This window comes from Gammaproteobacteria bacterium (assembly GCA_022340215.1).
Lineage (GTDB): Bacteria > Pseudomonadota > Gammaproteobacteria > JAJDOJ01 > JAJDOJ01 > JAJDOJ01.
Genome location: JAJDOJ010000076.1, coordinates 1 through 17,108 on the forward strand (window position 1 = coordinate 1; position 17,108 = coordinate 17,108).

The 17,108-nt window shown below is 64.2% G+C and carries 10 protein-coding genes; 8 read left to right on the forward strand and 2 right to left on the reverse strand.

Going from position 1 to position 17,108, the window contains the following annotated elements:
• Positions 1-382: 382 nt before the first annotated feature.
• Positions 383-1,318 carry a 39S ribosomal protein L45 gene (locus LJE91_05630; protein MCG6868216.1) on the reverse strand — a complete coding sequence of 312 codons (936 nt, stop codon included), beginning with the start codon at positions 1,316-1,318 and terminating at the stop codon, positions 383-385.
• A gap of 185 nt (positions 1,319-1,503) precedes the next feature.
• On the opposite strand from LJE91_05630, the gene LJE91_05635 reads away from it, so the two are divergent.
• From LJE91_05635 to LJE91_05670, 8 genes are all read left to right on the forward strand, one after another.
• Positions 1,504-2,178 carry a CerR family C-terminal domain-containing protein gene (locus LJE91_05635; protein MCG6868217.1) on the forward strand — a complete coding sequence of 225 codons (675 nt, stop codon included), beginning with the start codon at positions 1,504-1,506 and terminating at the stop codon, positions 2,176-2,178.
• A 299-nt stretch (positions 2,179-2,477) separates the two neighbouring features.
• Positions 2,478-4,991 (forward strand): acyl-CoA dehydrogenase, encoded by a 2,514-nt coding sequence (locus tag LJE91_05640; protein ID MCG6868218.1) that lies wholly within the window; start codon positions 2,478-2,480, stop codon positions 4,989-4,991.
• A 44-nt stretch (positions 4,992-5,035) separates the two neighbouring features.
• Positions 5,036-7,420 carry a 3-hydroxyacyl-CoA dehydrogenase/enoyl-CoA hydratase family protein gene (locus LJE91_05645; GenBank protein ID MCG6868219.1) on the forward strand — a complete coding sequence of 795 codons (2,385 nt, stop codon included), beginning with the start codon at positions 5,036-5,038 and terminating at the stop codon, positions 7,418-7,420.
• 33 nt (positions 7,421-7,453) lie between these two features.
• Entirely contained in the window at positions 7,454-8,653 is a 1,200-nt protein-coding gene (locus LJE91_05650) for an acetyl-CoA C-acyltransferase (GenBank protein MCG6868220.1), read from the forward strand.
• 246 nt (positions 8,654-8,899) lie between these two features.
• A complete protein-coding gene (locus LJE91_05655) occupies positions 8,900-10,981 on the forward strand; it encodes a DUF1302 domain-containing protein (protein MCG6868221.1) in 2,082 nt (693 codons plus the stop codon).
• Positions 10,982-10,996: 15 nt separating this feature from the next.
• A complete protein-coding gene (locus tag LJE91_05660; protein MCG6868222.1) occupies positions 10,997-12,352 on the forward strand; it encodes a DUF1329 domain-containing protein in 1,356 nt (451 codons plus the stop codon).
• On the forward strand, positions 12,349-13,413 hold the full coding sequence (locus LJE91_05665; protein MCG6868223.1) for a hypothetical protein: 1,065 nt from the start codon (positions 12,349-12,351) through the stop codon (positions 13,411-13,413). The genes LJE91_05660 and LJE91_05665 overlap by 4 nt, the downstream gene beginning before the upstream one ends.
• A gap of 6 nt (positions 13,414-13,419) precedes the next feature.
• Entirely contained in the window at positions 13,420-15,753 is a 2,334-nt protein-coding gene (locus tag LJE91_05670) for an MMPL family transporter (protein ID MCG6868224.1), read from the forward strand.
• A 332-nt stretch (positions 15,754-16,085) separates the two neighbouring features.
• Here the strand turns inward: LJE91_05670 and LJE91_05675 are convergent, their stop codons facing one another.
• Entirely contained in the window at positions 16,086-16,871 is a 786-nt protein-coding gene (locus LJE91_05675; GenBank protein ID MCG6868225.1) for a hypothetical protein, read from the reverse strand.
• Between the last annotated feature and the right edge of the window lie 237 nt (positions 16,872-17,108).

Below are 17,108 nucleotides of genomic sequence, written 5' to 3' on the forward strand. Positions count from 1 at the left end.
GATTGCCGGAAAATGACAGACCGGATCGCGCCGGGTGAGCTGCGAAGCAGTGAACGGCTTGGGCAGGAAGCCCAAGACCGGTGCCCAAGCAAAGCAGGGACAGCGCCGCGCCGGGATCGTTCGTCATCAAGACGCGACAACAGGCGCATCGTCGAACGATGGAACGGTTGTCGCAACACAGAGGACGGACGACAAAGACAAGCAGGATGGGATGTCATTTGACAGAAATCGCCTTAGCGGCCGCAGCCCGCTGGATTATCAGGCAAAGGTGGTCTGGCCCCGAATCTCCGCCAATATACGCTGATCGCCGATCATCGCGGGCAGGGCCTCAGCACCAGGACGTAACCCTGTGGGTTGATGTGGCCCGGCCGATGCCGCTGGTCTATCCCTCGACCTGCTGGATACCGTCCAGAAACCAGGTCGGTGCTTCATGGTCGGTCGAGCGAACGAAGTGCCATACCTCGCGGACCCGCGTGGGTGTGGAACCGAACAGGTTGTCCTCGTCCACCTCACGCATCTGCACGTCGAACAGAACGGTCGCTTCCCACTGGTCCCCGCTGTCCTGCACGTCCAGCAGTTCGCTTCGGATCTCCTGGATCTCGGTCCGGTTGCGTCCGTGTCGGGTCGCGAGCTGGGCGCTGAGTTCAGTAAAGACCGCCCCGGTTGTCAGCTTCCTCAAGGCTTCCAGGTCGCCCTCATCCCAGGCATCCTGCAGTTGTCGATAGGCCCGTTCCGCGCCCTGTATGAACGTGCTCTCATCGAATCCAGCCGGGCGCGTGCCGGTCGTCGTGCTCGTGCCGCCACCCTTGAACAACAGGTCGGTATCGAACCCACGGGGGATCGCGGTACCGGACTCTCGTCGAAAGGCCGCGTCCTGCCCACCTTCGTCGCCGGGAGGCGGAGGCACACTGCCCGGCGCACCGACGGCTGACGGGGCTGCACGTCGCTGCGAGGTCAGCAGTTTGTAGACCACAAAGCCAATCACCCCGAAGATCAGGATGTCAAAGAAGTTGATGCCCTCAAAAGCGCCGCCGAAGAACAGGGCGCCGAGCAGCCCCCCGAGGGCCAATCCGCCCAGCATGCCCATCAGTCCTCCGCGTTGTGAGAGCGATTGCCGGACACCGGCGTTCTTCTGCTGCGCCGGGTTCGGCGCCGCTGGCTTCGCGGGGGTCGTGCGTTTGTAGGGTGACGAATAGGGGGCCTTGCCGCCGAAGGAGCGGCCTCCACCGAGGCGCTTGGCCTCCGCGTCTCCGATCAGGGACAGCGAAAGCGTCGAAGTGGTCAGGAGGGCAACGGCGAGGGTGATCAGCAGCTTCATGGGGTTCCTCGGTTTCCGGATACGGAGGGGTGCCAGGCGCCCGCCGGAAGGCGGGTAAGGACGCGACTATAGCAAAGATCATGGCTGCAGCAACGATGAGGCGGGGCCGTGAACCGATTCACGGAAACCGGTGTCCCAGTATTCATACGGTTGATACAAACGAACGTTTGAACTACTTTTCGTTCATGACGCACGAAACCAAGACCATCATCCTGGATGCCGCCGAGACGCTGTTTGCCGAACAGGGCTTTGCCGCCACTTCGCTACGCGCCATCACCTCGCGTGCCGGGGTCAATCTGGCGGCGGTGAACTACCACTTTGGATCCAAGGAGGCCCTCATCGATCTGGTATTCCGACGTCGCATCATCCCGATGAACCGGGAGCGCCTGTCCCGGCTGGAGCGACTGGAATCGGCCGATGACGGGTCGGAACCATCGCTGGAGGCCCTGATCGCGGCGTTCGTGGCTCCGCCGCTGGAGATGGCGCGGGATGCGGGTTCGGGTGGCGCGGTATTCATCCGCCTGCTCGGGCGGTCCTATACCGAGCCCAGCGGGACGATGCAGACCGCCATGCGGGCCATGTACGAACCGGTGATCGATCAATTCAAACAGGCTTTCGCGAAGGCGCTTCCGCAGGTATCGCCAGTGGAACTTTACTGGCGCATGCACTTCATGGTCGGCGTGCTCGCCTACATGATGGCGGGGACCGACATGATGCGTCTCATCGCGTCCTCGCGAGTCGCCGATCCCCCGGACATCGGTGAGCTGGTGCGTCGTATGACGGATTTCCTCGCGGCGGGCATGCGCGCCGGCCCTGGATCCACGACGCCGGGTGGCGGGATTGATCGGGTCCAGGCCTGATGCCGGGGTTCCCACGACCGGCGGCACAACGGTCGTGACCCGGCCGGGGATCGGACCAGGCACCGGTGAGGGCGCTATCGGCCTGTATAAGGCGATTGCCGGAAAATGGCATACCAGATTGCGCCGGATTTTCGTTCGTCATCAAGGCGCGACATCAGGCGCATAGTCGAACTATGGAACGGTTGTCGCAACACAGAGGACGGACGAAAAGACAAGCAGGATGGTATGTCATTTGACAGAAATCGCCTAAGTAGACGTCGGAGACGACGCTCGCGCCACTGAACTGAGGAGAAGCAGTAATGACCTGGATCATCGCACTGGCGACTTTCGGTGGGGCGCTCCTGGCGATCGCCCGACTCCGGCTCCGGTTCGCCGCATGGAGCATTCTGACCGCGGCCGCGCTCGCGCTGGCGGGTCTTGCCGGCGGCCTGTCGCCGGTCACGGGCGCGGTCCTGTGGGGCCTTTGGCTGGTATTCCTGGCGGCGCCGAACGTGTCCTGGATCCGCCGGCGCGTCCTCGGGGCACCCCTGCTCTCCTACATCCGCCAGGTCCTGCCGCCGATGTCGGAAACCGAACGCGAGGCGATCGACGCGGGTGGCGTATGGTGGGAGGCGGCGCTGTTTCGCGGCAATCCGCACTGGCAAGATCTGCTGGATACGCCTGCGGCTTCGCTCACACCGGAGGAACAGGCGTTTCTCGACGGTCCGACAAACGAATTCTGCGCCATGCTCGACGACTGGCGGATCACAACCGAACTGCGGGACCTGCCCGCCGAGGCGTGGCGTTTCCTCAAGGACAACGGCTTCTTCGGTCTGGTAATCCCGCGTGATTACGGCGGCAAGGGTTTCTCGGCGACGGCACATTCCGCGATCGTGATGAAGATCGCGGCGCGCAGCGGTTCGGCCGCCGTCACCGTCATGGTACCCAATTCGCTCGGCCCGGCGGAATTACTGCTGCATTACGGTACCGAGGCCCAGAAGGACCACTACCTGCCGCGGCTCGCCAGGGGAGCGGAAATCCCTTGTTTCGCGCTCACCGGCCCGACGGCAGGTTCAGATGCGGCGTCGATTCCGGACACGGGGATCGTGTGCCGCGAGATCCACGAGGGCCGGGAGGTTCTGGGGATGCGGGTCAACTGGGACAAGCGCTACATCACCCTCGCCCCGGTCGCCACCGTTGTCGGACTGGCCTTCCGCGTTCGAGACCCGGACGGCCTGCTGGGCGGCGCCGAAGATCTTGGCATCACCTGCGCCCTGATTCCCGCCGATACCCCGGGTGTGACCATCGGCAGGCGGCACTACCCGATGGACCTGGTCTTCCAGAACGGTCCCGTCCTGGGCAGAGACGTCTTCGTACCGCTGGACTGGGTGATCGGAGGTCCGGAAAACATCGGCCGCGGTTGGCGGATGCTGATGGAGTCCCTGTCGGTGGGTCGTGGCATTTCGCTGCCGGCGCTGGCTACGGGTGCGACCAAGATGGCCGCGAGGACAACCGGCGCCTATGCCCGTGTCCGCACCCAGTTCAATCTGCCGATCGGCCGGTTCGAGGGGGTTCAGGAGGCCCTGGCTCGCATCGCCGGTCTCGCCTACATGACCGACGCCGCGAGAAACCTGACCACGGCTGCGCTCGATGCGGGGGAGCGGCCCTCGGTGGTGTCCGCGATCGTCAAGTATCAGAACACCGAGGCGATGCGAACCGCGATGAACGATGCGATGGACATCCACGGCGGACGAGGCATCTGCAGGGGCCCCTCCAACCACATGGCCGGCGGTTACGGATCGGTGCCAGTGACCATCACCGTGGAGGGTGCAAACATCCTGACCCGCAGCCTGATCATCTTCGGTCAAGGGGCGCTACGATGTCACCCCTATCTGCGCGAAGAGATCGAGGCGGCCGCGCTGGACGACCGGGAGGCGGCCCTGAAGCGTTTCGATGCGGCGTTGTTCGCACACCTGGGCTATACGTTGTCCAACGGCGTCCGTGCCCTGGTCTATGGGATGAGCGCGGGACGGTTCGCGCCGGCCCCCGACACCGGCCCCACCACGGGGTACTTCCGGCGTCTGGGACGGCTGAGCGCGATGTTCGCGTTTACCTCGGATATCGCGCTGCTGGTGCTCGGTGGCGCGTTGAAACGAAAGGAGGCGCTCTCGGGGCGATTCGCCGACACCCTGGGTGCCATGTTCCTGTGCTCCGCCGCGCTCAAGCGGTTCGAGGAGCAGGGCAGACCGGCCGAGGACCTGCCGCTCGTTCGCTGGGTCGCAACGCGGACCTTGCAACAGGCCGAGGACGCGCTGGACGGGGTCCTGCGAAACTTTCCCGTGCGCTGGCTGGGAACGCTGCTTCGCGGCATCGTGTTTCCGCTGGGCAGATTGCAGCGCGCGCCCGATGACGAACTCGTTCGCGAGGTCGCCGAGCTGGTCCTCGAACCGTCCGAAGCCCGAGACCGCCTGACGCGGGGCCTGTATGTCTCCACGGATGGGCATGATGTCCAGGGTCGCGTCGAGTCGGCGCTGCTCAAGGTCGTCAAGGCCGCTGGAATCGAGACGCGGCTCCGGATCGCCGGCTGGCGCCCGGGCGCGGACGAGGCGTGGCTGACCGAGGCGGTCCGGGACGGGGTGATCCGCGAAGACGAAGCGACACTGGTTCGTGAGGCCATCTTGGCAACGCGGGAAGCCGTGGCCGTGGATAGCTTCGAAACCGCGGCGTCGAGGACCGGAACCGGCAAACGCCCCCCCGCCGGTGCGATCCGGCGCGTTGCGCTTCGCGCGAGATCGGGAGACCTTTCCGGATCCGTGGCCGACGGAGGGTCGTGATGCCGAGTCGACCGAACACGGGGGCCGGGATAACCGAAAGACCGATGCGCGGAACGCTCGACGGCCGGCGACATTTCCGCCGCACGGCGGTGCTGGGCGCGGGTGTCATGGGGGCGCAGATCGCGGCGCACCTGGCGAACGCCGGGATCGCGGTGACGCTGTTCGAACTGCCCGCCGACGAAAAGGACCGAAATGCCGGTGCCCGTGCTGCGGTGACGGCGTTGGGCAAACTCAAACCGGCGCCTCTCGCCGAGCCAGGCATGGCGAAACGTATCCGCTGCGCGAACTACGAGGACGACCTCGAGTCGCTTCGCGATTGCGACCTGGTGATCGAAGCGATCGCCGAGCGGTCGGACCTGAAACTCGATCTGTACGCCCGGGTTGCCCCCTATCTCCCGGAGCGGGCCATCCTGGTGACGAATACCTCGGGGATCCCGATCCGGACGCTGGCCGAAGGGCTGCCCGCCGAATTGCGGGGACGATTCTGCGGGATGCACTTCTTCAACCCGCCGCGCTACATGCACCTGCTGGAGCTGATTCCGAACGAAGGTGTCGAAGCCGACGTGACGGATCGCCTGGAGGGTTTTGCGACCACGGTCCTCGGCAAGGGGGTCATACGGGCCCGCGACACGGCGGGTTTCGTGGGCAACCGGGTGGGTGTGTTTTCGATGCTCTCGGTGATGTACAACGCCGGGCAGGCCGGGCTGGACCTCGATCTGGTCGACAGGCTGACCGGGCCGGGGATCGGTCGCCCGAAGAGTGCCACCTATCGGACCGCCGATGTGGTCGGTCTCGACGTGATGGCCCATGTGGTCGGCAACCTGGCCGCCACCGTCACCGACGATCCCTGGTTGTCACACTACCGCCTCCCGGACTGGATGAACACGCTGGTCGACCGTGGCGCGGTGGGTCAGAAGTCGGGCGCCGGGGTCTATCGCAAGCAGGGCCGCGTCATCGAGGTGTTCGACCCGGAAACGATGGCATACCGACCCGTGCGTTCGGCACTGGACGATCAAGTGCGAGAGATCCTCAAGCTGCGGGATCCGCTGGCCAAATACCATGCGCTGATTCGGTACGACCACCCGCAGGCGGCGTTTCTGCACGCGTCGTTTCTCGATCTGTTCCATTTCTGTGCCTGGCACCTGAGGGAGATTGCGGCGTGCGCCCGTGACGTCGACCTGGCAATGCGCTGGGGGTTTGGCTGGACGATGGGCCCGTTCGAGATCTGGCAGACCGTGGGCTGGCAACGCATTGTGCGGGAACTCAGGGATCGCATCGAGATCGGGGACGCCATGTCGGACGTTCCGCTGCCCGACTGGGTGACCGACCCCGAACGCACGGGGGTCCACGACGGTGAGGGATCCTGGTCACCCGCCATCTCGGCGCAGAAGCCCAGATCATCCCATCCCGTCTACCGGCGTCAGGAGGTGCACGAGATCCTCATCGGTGAGCCGAAACCGCAAAAACCCACGGTGTACGAGGACGAGGCGGTGCATCTCTGGTCCGCACCCGGGAAGCTGGCCGTTCTCGAGTTCCGGACCCGGATGCACGCCATCGACGGGGCGGTATTGTCTGGTGTGCTCCGGGCGGTGGAGGTCGCGGAAGACGATTTCAACGCGCTGGTGATCCTGCAACCGGAAGCGCCCTTCAGCGTCGGCGCAAACCTGGAACAGATCCTCGGCCTGCTCGATGAGGGCAGGCAGGACGAGATCGCGTCGCTGATCGACCGGATCCAGGCCGCCAGCATGGCGCTCAAGCATGCCCCGGTGCCGACGGTCGCTGCGGTCAACGGCCTGGCCCTGGGGGGGGGCTGCGAATTCGTGCTCCACTGCGATCGCGTCGTCGCCGCACTGGAGAGCTACCTGGGTCTGGTGGAGGTCGGTGTCGGTGTGATCCCGGCCGGTGGCGGCTGCAAGGAACTGGCGCTGCGAGCCGAGTCCGACGCCCGGGAGGGTGACGTCTTCCCGCACGTGGCCCGGTACTTCGAGATCGCCGCCATGGCGAGGGTATCTTCCAGCGCCCTCGAGGCCCGCAACTGGGGATATCTGCGACCCGCCGACCCCGTGGTTTTCCACCAGAACGAGCTGCTGCACGTCGCCCGTCACCAGGCTGAGGCGCTCTACGAGTCGGGATACGTGCCGCCGGCCAGACGTGCCGACATACGCGTCGCCGGGGCAGAGGGGATTGCGAATCTCAAGACCCGCCTGGTCAACATGCTGCGGGGTGGTTTCATCTCGGAACACGACTACGAGGTCGGGTCGCGCCTGGCGGAAGTCATCTGCGGGGGCGAGGTTGATCCCGGTTCCCGGGTCAGCGACTCCTGGCTGCTGCGTCTGGAACGTGACGCCTTCATGACCCTGGTGTCGACGGGCAAGACCCGCGAACGTATCGTTCACATGCTCGAACACGGCAAGCCACTGCGCAACTGAGGTGTGGCGCTCGACCCGCGATAGGTGGATGAGATGAACAAACCGATACAGGATGCCTGGATCGTCGACGCCGTTCGAACGCCGGTAGGCAAGGCGCCTCGCGGGGTGTTCCGTGCTACCCGACCGGACGACCTGCTGGTTCACTGTCTGCAGGGGCTGATGGCGCGCCAGCCGGGGCTGGACCCGGGGGCGGTGGAGGATGTCATCGTGGGCTGCGCCATGCCGGAGGGGGAGCAGGGGATGAACGTGGCGCGTATCGCCCTGCTGCTGGCCGGTTTTCCGGACAGCGTTCCCGGGATGACGGTCAACCGGTTCTGCGCCTCCGGCCTGCAGTCGGTCGCGATCGCCGCCGATCGCATTCGGCTCGGTGAGGCCGATCTGATGATCGCGGGTGGGACCGAGAGCATGAGCCTGATCCCGATGATGGGAAACCGGCCCTCGTTCAATCCCCGCATCTTCGCGGGCGATGAGAACCTCGCCGTGGCCTATGGTATGGGGGTGACCGCCGAGATCGTCGCCGAGCGCTGGAAAGTCACGCGCGAGGCCCAGGATGAATGTGCCTTGCGCAGTCACCAGCGTGCCGTGGCCGCGGCGGATGCCGGTGAGTTCGACACGGAGATCCTGCCGTTCGATGTGATTTCGACCTCACCCGACGAGGCGTCCGACCGGGTGCGAAGCGCGCGGCGGCGCGTCGACAGGGACGAGGGACCGCGGCGCGATACCTCGACGGAGGCACTGTCCGGACTGCGGCCGGTGTTTGCGGCCAGGGGGTCGATAACCGCCGGCAACAGTTCCCAGATGAGCGACGGGGCGGGCGCGGTGCTGCTGGCCGGTGAGCGGGCGCTCAGGGACCACGGGCTCGAACCGATGGCACGCTTTCTCGGCTATTCGGTCCGCGGCGTCTCCCCGGAGATCATGGGCGTGGGTCCCGTCAAAGCGATCCCCGCGGCCCTGAAGCAGACCGGCCTCAGACAGGAGGATCTCGACTGGATCGAACTGAACGAAGCGTTTGCCGCGCAGAGTCTGGCCGTCATCGGGGAGTTGGGGCTCGACCCGGCGCGAGTGAACCCGCTGGGCAGCGCCATCGCATTGGGACACCCGCTTGGTGCGACCGGCGCACTGCGCACTGCCACCCTGGTCCACGCACTTCGACGCCGCGGTCTGAAAACCGGCATGGTCACGATGTGCATCGGTACCGGGATGGGGGCTGCGGGCCTGTTCGAAAGGGCATAGCCGCTTGCAGGACGGGCGTTTCAATTCCGGTGCAGGCACGGGAGCGGGTCTTCGCCATCATCCCTCCACGTGCAGCGATCTTGCCGGCGCCGGCAGGTTCTCCCGATCGCTGCTATAAATATTCAGCACGGAGTTGTCGCGCCCGAGCTTGGTAGTCGCGGCCCTGTCGGCGGTCCCCGCCGGCGACTTGGCTGCATGCAAAGCTGCATGCAAAAATGGCTACTCAAAGGCCACAAGGGGAGACAGATGAAAGACACCTGTATCGCCGGGGGGCGGTTCGAGGGTGGCGTAACGTCGTGGATGACGGGGCTTGCGCTCTGCCTTTGCGCGGCGCCGGGTTTTGCGATTCAGTTCGAAAAGGGCGATGTCTTCGGGAGCATCGATACCACCCTGTCCTACGGCATCTCCACGCGAACCTCCGGCCGGGACAGTGACACCATCGCCGTCGCCAACGGCGGCAGGGGCTATTCTCCCAACGTCGACGATGGCAACCTGAACTACGATCTGTGGAAGCCGGTCGGCAACCGGGTCAGCGCGACGGCGGAACTCGAGGTCAACTACCGCGACGTCGGCGCCTTCGTGCGGGCCAACGCGTTCTACGATTTCGAGAACGAACTCGCCAATCGCGCCCGCACCGAGTTGTCCAGCGCCGCAGAGAATCTGGTCGGCAAACGCATTCGGCTGCTGGATGCCTACGGCTGGTATCAATTCGACGTCGCAGACAAGCCCGGCGAGATCCGTATCGGCAGCCAGGTCCTGAGCTGGGGCGAAAGCACGTTCATCCAGAACGGGATCAACGGCGTCAACCCGATCGACGTGAGCTCGCTGCGCGCCCCCGGTTCGGAACTGAAGGACGCACTGCTTCCGGTACCGATGGTTTGGGGGAGTCTCGGGGTGACGGACAACACCTCCCTGGAGGCCTTCTACCAGTTTCGCTGGCGCGAGACCGAGATCGATCCCGAGGGCAGCTTCTTCTCCGGAAACGATTTCGCCGGCGAGGGCGGTGATCGTCTGGTGCTTGGCCGTGGAACCTATGCCGACGGGGCGCAGCCGAACGGCACCTTCGCGCCGGTCGACGACACCTTCCAGGCCGTCGGCAGGGCCTCGGACGAGGACGCCTCGGAACAGGGACAGTTCGGGTTCGCGTTCCGGTTTTTTTCCGACCCGTTGAACAGCACGGAGTTCGGGGTCTTTTTCATCAACAACAACAGTCGCCTGCCGCTGGTCAGCGGCGTCACCGGCACGAGAGACGGCGCGATCGCCGCGGGCCGCATCGCCGGGCCTCCCGACAATCCGGCGGCGGGGACCGGTGTGCGGGTTGCCGGTACCGTGTTTGGGGCTCTGGCGGCGGGCGCGACACCGGAGCAGGCCGTGCAGTCGGGTGTCAATGCCGGGGTCGGCGCGGGGCAGACCGTCAACCAGGCGACCGTGATCGCGAACCAGGCCGTCACCGAGGGCCCTCAGCCGGGGCCGTCGCCGATCGGTCCCAAGACCGCAGGTGCGATCACGGACTCGGCGACCGACGCGTTCGCGCGCACCGCCGCATACCGCGTGGTGTACCCGGATGACATCAAGACGATCGGGGCGAGCTTCAACACCCAGCTCGGCACCAGCGGCTGGGCGCTGCAGGGCGAGGTCTCCTACCGGCTCGATGTCCCGATCCAGGTCAACGACATCGAGGTGGTGGGCGCGGTACTCGGAGGGGCCAGCGCCGATGCGGCCCAGGCCAACCAGGTGGGCAATTTCCTCGGCCAGTTCGAGACCGAGGTTCCGGGTTTCATCAGGCAGGATGTGTTCCAGTTCCAGTCGACCGCGTCGAAGGTCTTCGGCAGAACGCTCGGCGCAGACGCCCTCGCGCTCATCGGGGAGGCCGGGGTCACCTGGATCCCGTCGTACATCAACCAGAACGAGGGTGGGCCGACCGGCAACGGGCTGCGCCTGAACGGGCCCAACACGGGACTCGGCGGTAACACCGCGCTGGCGCCCGGGGCCAACCAGCCCTTTGCGGGACAGACACTGGATTCCACCCATTTCGTCTCCCAGGTGGCATGGGGCTATCAGATCCGGGCCCGCCTGACCTACAACAACGCGATCGGGCCCGTGTCGCTGTCGCCGCGCCTGGCCTGGCGGCAGGATGTCAGCGGCATCTCGCCCGGCCCCGGCGAGAACTTCTTGCAGGGTCGTAAGGCCGTCTCGGTGGGGTTACGGGCGGACTACCTCGACGAGTGGTCGGCCGACCTGAGCTACGTCAATTTCTTCGGCGCGGGCGAATTCAATCTGCAGAACGACCGAGATTTCCTCGCCTTCGCGCTCTCCTACTCCTTTTAGCGATCCGGACACCCCATGCTCAAGACTTACACGCTGCTCACGGGACTGTTGCTGTTCGCCCCGGTGGCCGCCCACGCCGGTCTGCCGCCCGAGGAGATCGCAAAGCTCGGCGCCACCCTGACGCCCATGGGCGGGATCAAGGCCGGGAGCGAGGACGGTGTCATCCCCGAGTGGAAAGGGGGCATCACCTCACCGCCACCCGGCTATGAGCGGGGCAAACACTACGTGGACCCGTTCGCCGACGATGCGGTCCTGTTCACGATCGACTCGAAGAACATGGATCGGTATGCCGACAAGCTCACTGCCGGGCACAAGGCCATGCTCGAGGCCTATCCCGACACCTTCAGGATGCCGGTCTACCGGACCCGCCGCTCGGCGTCGATGCCCCAGCGGATCTATGAGGCAACCCGCCGTGTCGCGGCGACTGCCGAGCTCACCGACGACGGGAACGGCGTGACCGGGGCCGTCATCGGTATCCCGTTTCCCATACCGCAGAACGGGCTCGAGGCGATCTGGAACCACATCCTGCGCTGGCGGATCGACTGGGCCGAACGGAACATCGCCCAGGCGATCCCGACCCGGTCCGGGGACTACACCGTGGTCAATCTGAATGACAAGATCGACATCAATTACAGCCATGCCGGCATGACCGAGGAGAAACTGAACAATATCGTTGGCATGTTCCTGCAGAAGGTGGTCGCGCCGGCGCGGCTGGCCGGCGGTATCCTGCTGGTGCACGAAACGCTGGATCAGAACAAGGAGCATCGCAAGGCCTGGGTCTACAATCCGGGTCAGCGCCGCGTGCGCCGCGCACCGAACATCGCGTTCGACACCCCGGGCACGGCCTCCGACGGGCAGCGCACCTCCGACCAGTTCGACATCTTCAACGGCAGCCCGGAACGTTACGACTGGAAGCTGGTGGGCAGAAAGGCCTATTACGTCCCCTACAATAACTACCGGCTTCAGAGTCCCGAACTCAAGTTGAGCGATATCGTCACCCCACTGCACATCAATCCGGAATACACGCGTTACGAATTGCATCGGGTCTGGGTCGTCGAGGCGACGCTCAAACCCGGCGCTCGCCACATCTACAAGCGGCGCACCTTCTACATCGATGAGGACTCCTGGCAGATCCTCGTCGTTGATCAGTACGACAATCGGGACCAGTTGTGGCGGGTTTCGGAGGGGTTCGCCATTAATTACTACGACGTCCCCAGCCTTTGGACCGACGCGGAGGTCCATACCGATCTCCAGTCGGGGCGTTATCTGGTGATCGGTCTGTTTAACGAGTACGATCCGCCCGACTTCGATATCGAGCTCTCGCACAAGGACTTCACCCCTGCCGCGCTCAGGCGGGAGGGCCGCCGTTGACGGGATCGCGAAACCGCGATTCTTCCCGTGGCGGACCCGGCACGCATCCGTGCCGGGTTCTCGCGCTTCTGCTGGCGATTTTTTCCGGCGTAACGCGGGTATCCGCTGACGGGGATCCCCCTGGCAGCGCGGTCATCGCGCCTCTGGCCGACCGCAGCCTGCTTCTGGATATCGCCAGTGTCGGGGATAAAGTGATCGCGGTGGGGGAACGCGGCCACATCCTGGTCGGAGACGGGCGCAATGGGTGGCGGCAGTCCCGGGTTCCGGTACGGACCATGTTGACCGGGGTGCATATGCAGAACATGAAAACCGGTTGGGCCGTCGGCCACGATGCGGTCATTCTGCGGACGTCGGACGGCGGCGAGACCTGGGAAAAGGTGTATTCGGATCCTGAGCTGGAGAGCCCACTGCTCGACGTGTGGTTTGCGGACGACCGTCGGGGATTCGCTGTCGGCGCCTACAGCCTCTTTCTCGAGACCGACGACGGGGGGGCGAGCTGGCGGACCAGGACGTTCGAACCCATCACAGAGGCCGCGGTTGACGGCGCCGTCACCGGCGGAGAACTCGACGCGGACGACTTCTCGGATATCTACGATTTTCATCTGAACAGTCTGGTCCCGGGCGGGAACGGCGCCCTCTACATCGCCGCGGAAGGCGGGAACCTCTATCGTTCCGATGACGGCGGCGCAAGCTGGCGGGAGATGACCTCGCCCTACCGCGGTTCCTTTTTCGGACTCCTGCCACTTGGCAGGGGAGGGCTCCTGGCATTCGGGCTGCGTGGACATCTGTACCGCTCGGAGGATGGAGGGACGAGCTGGGATCGGATCGAAACGGGCGTCAAGGAGATGCTGACCGATGGTGTGCAGCTGAACGACGGCAGCATTGTCATCGTGGGTCTCGGCGGTACGCTGCTGCGGAGCGACGACGGCGGGCACCGGTTCGAACTCACCCGCTTGCCGGATCGTCACGGTCTGTCGGCCGTCGTTCAGACGGACGACGGACGTGTCCTGGCGGCCGGTGAGGGGGGCGTCGCGAAACTGACGTCCGGCGGCAGCCGGTAATCTCGTATGCGACGCGGTGGCTTCAAACGGATGCTGGCGCGGCTTGTCTTCGGTCACCGCGCCGTGGTGATCGGGTTGTTCGCGGTCGCCACCCTGTTCATGGCTTGGAGTGCGACACAGCTGCGCGTGGAGGCGGGGTTCACCAAGCTCCTGCCCACACAGCACGAGTACATGCAGACGTTCCTCCAATACCGTCACGAATTCGGCGGCGCAGACCGGGTGCTCGTGGCGCTGACCGTGGACGAGGGCGACATCTTCACTCCCGAGTTCTTTCAGGCGATGAAGGAGGCCACCGACGAGGTCTTCTTCATCACCGGGGTGGACCGGGCCCAGGTCAAGTCCCTGTTTACGCCGAATACCCGATTCACCGAGGTGGTCGAGGACGGGATCGCCGGTGGACCGGTGATCCCGGACGACTTCCGGCCCACGCCCGAGGGCCTCGAAAGGGTGCGGGAGAACGTGCTGAAGTCGGGAATCACGGGTCGTCTGGTGGCGAACGACTTCAGCGGGGCGATCATCAGCGCCGATCTGATGGAGGTCAATCCCAACACGGGGGCGGTCCTGGACTACGCAGCGGTTTCGCGGGAGCTGGAGGAAAAGATCCGCGACCGTATCGGCGCCGGGGACATCGATGTGAGCGTGCACATCATCGGGTTCGCCAAGATCGTCGGTGACATCACGGAGGGCGCGCGGCGGGTCGTGATGTTCTTCGGGATCGCATTCGTCATCATCGCCTTGCTGGTCTATCTCTACACCCAAAGCGTGAAACTGACGGTCATCTCGCTGACCTGCTCGCTGGTGGCAGTCGTCTGGCAGCTCGGGCTGCTGCCCTTGCTGGGATTCGGCATGGATCCCATGTCGATCCTCGTTCCGTTTCTGATTTTTTCCATCGGCGTCAGTCACGGCGTGCAGATGATCAGCGCCTTCGGCGCGGAGGTATACGCGGGCGCCGATGCCGGTAAGGCGAGTCGTGAGGCGTTTCAGCGCCTGCTGGTTCCCGGCGGCGTGGCGCTGCTCAGCGACACCATCGGATTCATTGCCATCCTGGTCATCGGGATCCGCATCATTCAGGAGATGGCGGTGACCGCCAGTGTCGGTGTGGTCTCGATCATCTTCACCAATCTGGTGCTGTTGCCCGTGCTGCTGTCCTTTCTGCGAATCGACAGCGGGTATCGGGAAAGGTTGCGCCGGCGGTCGTCGTCCATGTCCCCGGTCTGGGACGTGCTCTTCCGGGTGTCCCGGCCCCGTCCGGCGGCGGTCGTGGTGCTGGTTGCCGTGGGACTTCTGGGATTCGGTCTGTGGAAGGGGCAGGAGGTCCAGGTCGGGGACTCGGAGAAGGGGGTGCCCGAGCTTCGCCCCGACTCGCGCTACAATCTGGACAGCGAGATCATCACGGACCGGTTCTCGATCGGGGTGGACATGCTGGCCGTGATCGTGGAAACGGAACCGGACGGCTGCGTCGACTACGAGATCATGACGGCCGTCGACCGGTTCGAGTGGTACATGCGCAACGTCGAGGGCGTCCATTCGGTCATCGGCCTGCCCACGGTGGCGCGCGTGATCAACGCCGGTTGGAACGAGGGCAGCCTGAAGTGGCGGGTCATCCCGCGCAACCGGGACGTGCTCGTGCAGGCGGTCGCCTACGTACCGACCGACAGCGGCCTGCTCAACAACGACTGCAGCGTCCTGCCTGTGTACGTCTTCACGACGGATCACCGGGCCGAAACCATCAACCGCATCGTCGACGCCGTCAAGTCCTGGCGCGAAGAGAACGACACGGACCGGGTGCGCTTCAGGCTCGCGACCGGCAACGTCGGTGTGATGGCCGCGACCAACGAAGAGGTCTCGGCGGCGCAGTTCCCGATACTGCTCTATGTCTTCTCGGCCATCGTCGTGCTGTGCCTGCTCAGCTTTCGCAGCGTCGCCGGGACACTGTGCGTGGTCTTGCCGCTGGCCCTGGTATCGCTGCTGGCCTACGCGCTGATGGCATTACTCGGCATCGGGCTCAAGGTCAACACCCTGCCGGTCGTGGCCCTCGGCGTGGGGATCGGCGTGGACTACGGGATCTACATCTACAGCCGGCTCGCCGAGGACCTGAAACGGGGCGTGCCGCTGCCGCAGGCCTACCGCCACACGCTGTCGATCACCGGCAACGGCGTGATTTTCACCGGCTGCACCCTGGCGATCGGGGTCTGCACCTGGATCTTCTCGCCGCTGCAATTCCAGGTCGACATGGGTATCCTGCTGACCTTCATGTTCCTGGTCAACATGCTCGGTGCCATCCTCTTGCTACCGGCGCTGGCGCACTGGCTGCTGCCCGCTGCTCGGGAAGCCGTCTGACGACAGGGGAAAGACATATCGGGTCCCCTGCCGGATTTTCTGCGTTTGTGGGTTCCTATATTGCGACGCATGACGAGAGAGGGGGCATGCGGAGCGAGTCATCTGCAGCGCATGCCCCCTCTGTTAAAACTGAACAAATGGGCGAGGCGGATACAACACAACCCACAGGGCGATGTACCGCCGCGAATTTTTCAGGATTTCCGCGATTTAACCCATGGCTGTCAAAGGACAACAGCAACGCTTTCCCATCCTCTAGAAACTCGGTAGGCCACTCGCGATGGAGTCAGACGAGATAGTCATTCGAGGAAAGTAAAGCAAGTACCGTTCGTACCCTACTCGTATCCGTCTCTCTCCCACTTCTCCATCAGGTTACGTAGATACGTTGGCTTGTAGGCGGGGCTTGCCATGTTGTCTTTCGTCTGGAAAGAGTCCGCATAAATCGGTTGGAAATCGTCCTTCGCGATGCCTCCCGTTGAATCCTGACGAACACTCGGGCTGTAGGTGCTACCTGATCCTTGAAAGTGGCAATTGGAGCAGAGCTTCCCGTCCATCCGGACACTGACGAAGCTATTGACCGCGGCACAGATTGTCTTGCCGACAACCACGTTACAGTTGGTATTGGCACCGCCGCAGTTCGGGAAATTTGAGCCATCTATCGGTGTTTTCCACTTCAGGATTTCTCCTGCCCCTGGAGCGATACAATCCTCTGGATTCGTCGAAACGATGGGGCCACCCCCCTCCACCTTTTTTGGCTTACAGTCTACCTGCACCGACACGCTCTGCAGATTGCGGTCGATCGGGACAGCATCGATTTTCGCTTGCCCATTGCTTCTGCAATCTACCCGGATCGGATGCGCGATATGCGGCTGCCCCGATGCGGGTGGGCGGTAGTGTAACGAAATCGGGTAGCTGAGATCGGCTATCCCCGAGTCTGATGTATACCATTCCGCCCGTTTGGGATAACCCTGTACGCTTCCGGAGAGTTCCCGACCTTCGCCGACCGGCATCTCCAGTTGTGCCGGAATGACGATATATTGCGCTTCAGATACCGTCGTCATGCCAATGGCACAAATAGAGACGAATCCAGTCGTCATATGGATGCGGTCGAATTTTTTCATCGTTCACCTCACGTTGTTTCATATTTAAGGCCCTGATTCATGCGTGGAGATGGGAGCACATGGACGTATCCCGACTGCTCGAGGCCTGGTGTGTAACTTAGCTGCTGGTGCGATGGAGAAACTGCGGAATATTCACGGATTGTGGTGTGAAAGACTGACTGGACTACCCCTCAGACCAGGCGGTCTACTGGGGGACTCACGAATGACGATGGCAACAGACCGTGGTAGCGGGGTTGA

What these genes read in the sequence shown, in the direction of transcription:
- LJE91_05655 (MCG6868221.1), top strand. Translation starts at nt 8,900, where the DNA reads ATGAAAGACACCTGTATCGCCGGGGGGCGGTTCGAGGGTGGCGTAACG.
- LJE91_05675 (MCG6868225.1), bottom strand. Translation starts at nt 16,871, where the DNA reads ATGAAAAAATTCGACCGCATCCATATGACGACTGGATTCGTCTCTATT.
- LJE91_05650 (MCG6868220.1), top strand. Translation starts at nt 7,454, where the DNA reads ATGAACAAACCGATACAGGATGCCTGGATCGTCGACGCCGTTCGAACG.
- LJE91_05670 (MCG6868224.1), top strand. Translation starts at nt 13,420, where the DNA reads ATGCGACGCGGTGGCTTCAAACGGATGCTGGCGCGGCTTGTCTTCGGT.
- LJE91_05645 (MCG6868219.1), top strand. Translation starts at nt 5,036, where the DNA reads ATGCGCGGAACGCTCGACGGCCGGCGACATTTCCGCCGCACGGCGGTG.
- LJE91_05635 (MCG6868217.1), top strand. Translation starts at nt 1,504, where the DNA reads ATGACGCACGAAACCAAGACCATCATCCTGGATGCCGCCGAGACGCTG.
- LJE91_05660 (MCG6868222.1), top strand. Translation starts at nt 10,997, where the DNA reads ATGCTCAAGACTTACACGCTGCTCACGGGACTGTTGCTGTTCGCCCCG.
- LJE91_05640 (MCG6868218.1), top strand. Translation starts at nt 2,478, where the DNA reads ATGACCTGGATCATCGCACTGGCGACTTTCGGTGGGGCGCTCCTGGCG.
- LJE91_05630 (MCG6868216.1), bottom strand. Translation starts at nt 1,318, where the DNA reads ATGAAGCTGCTGATCACCCTCGCCGTTGCCCTCCTGACCACTTCGACG.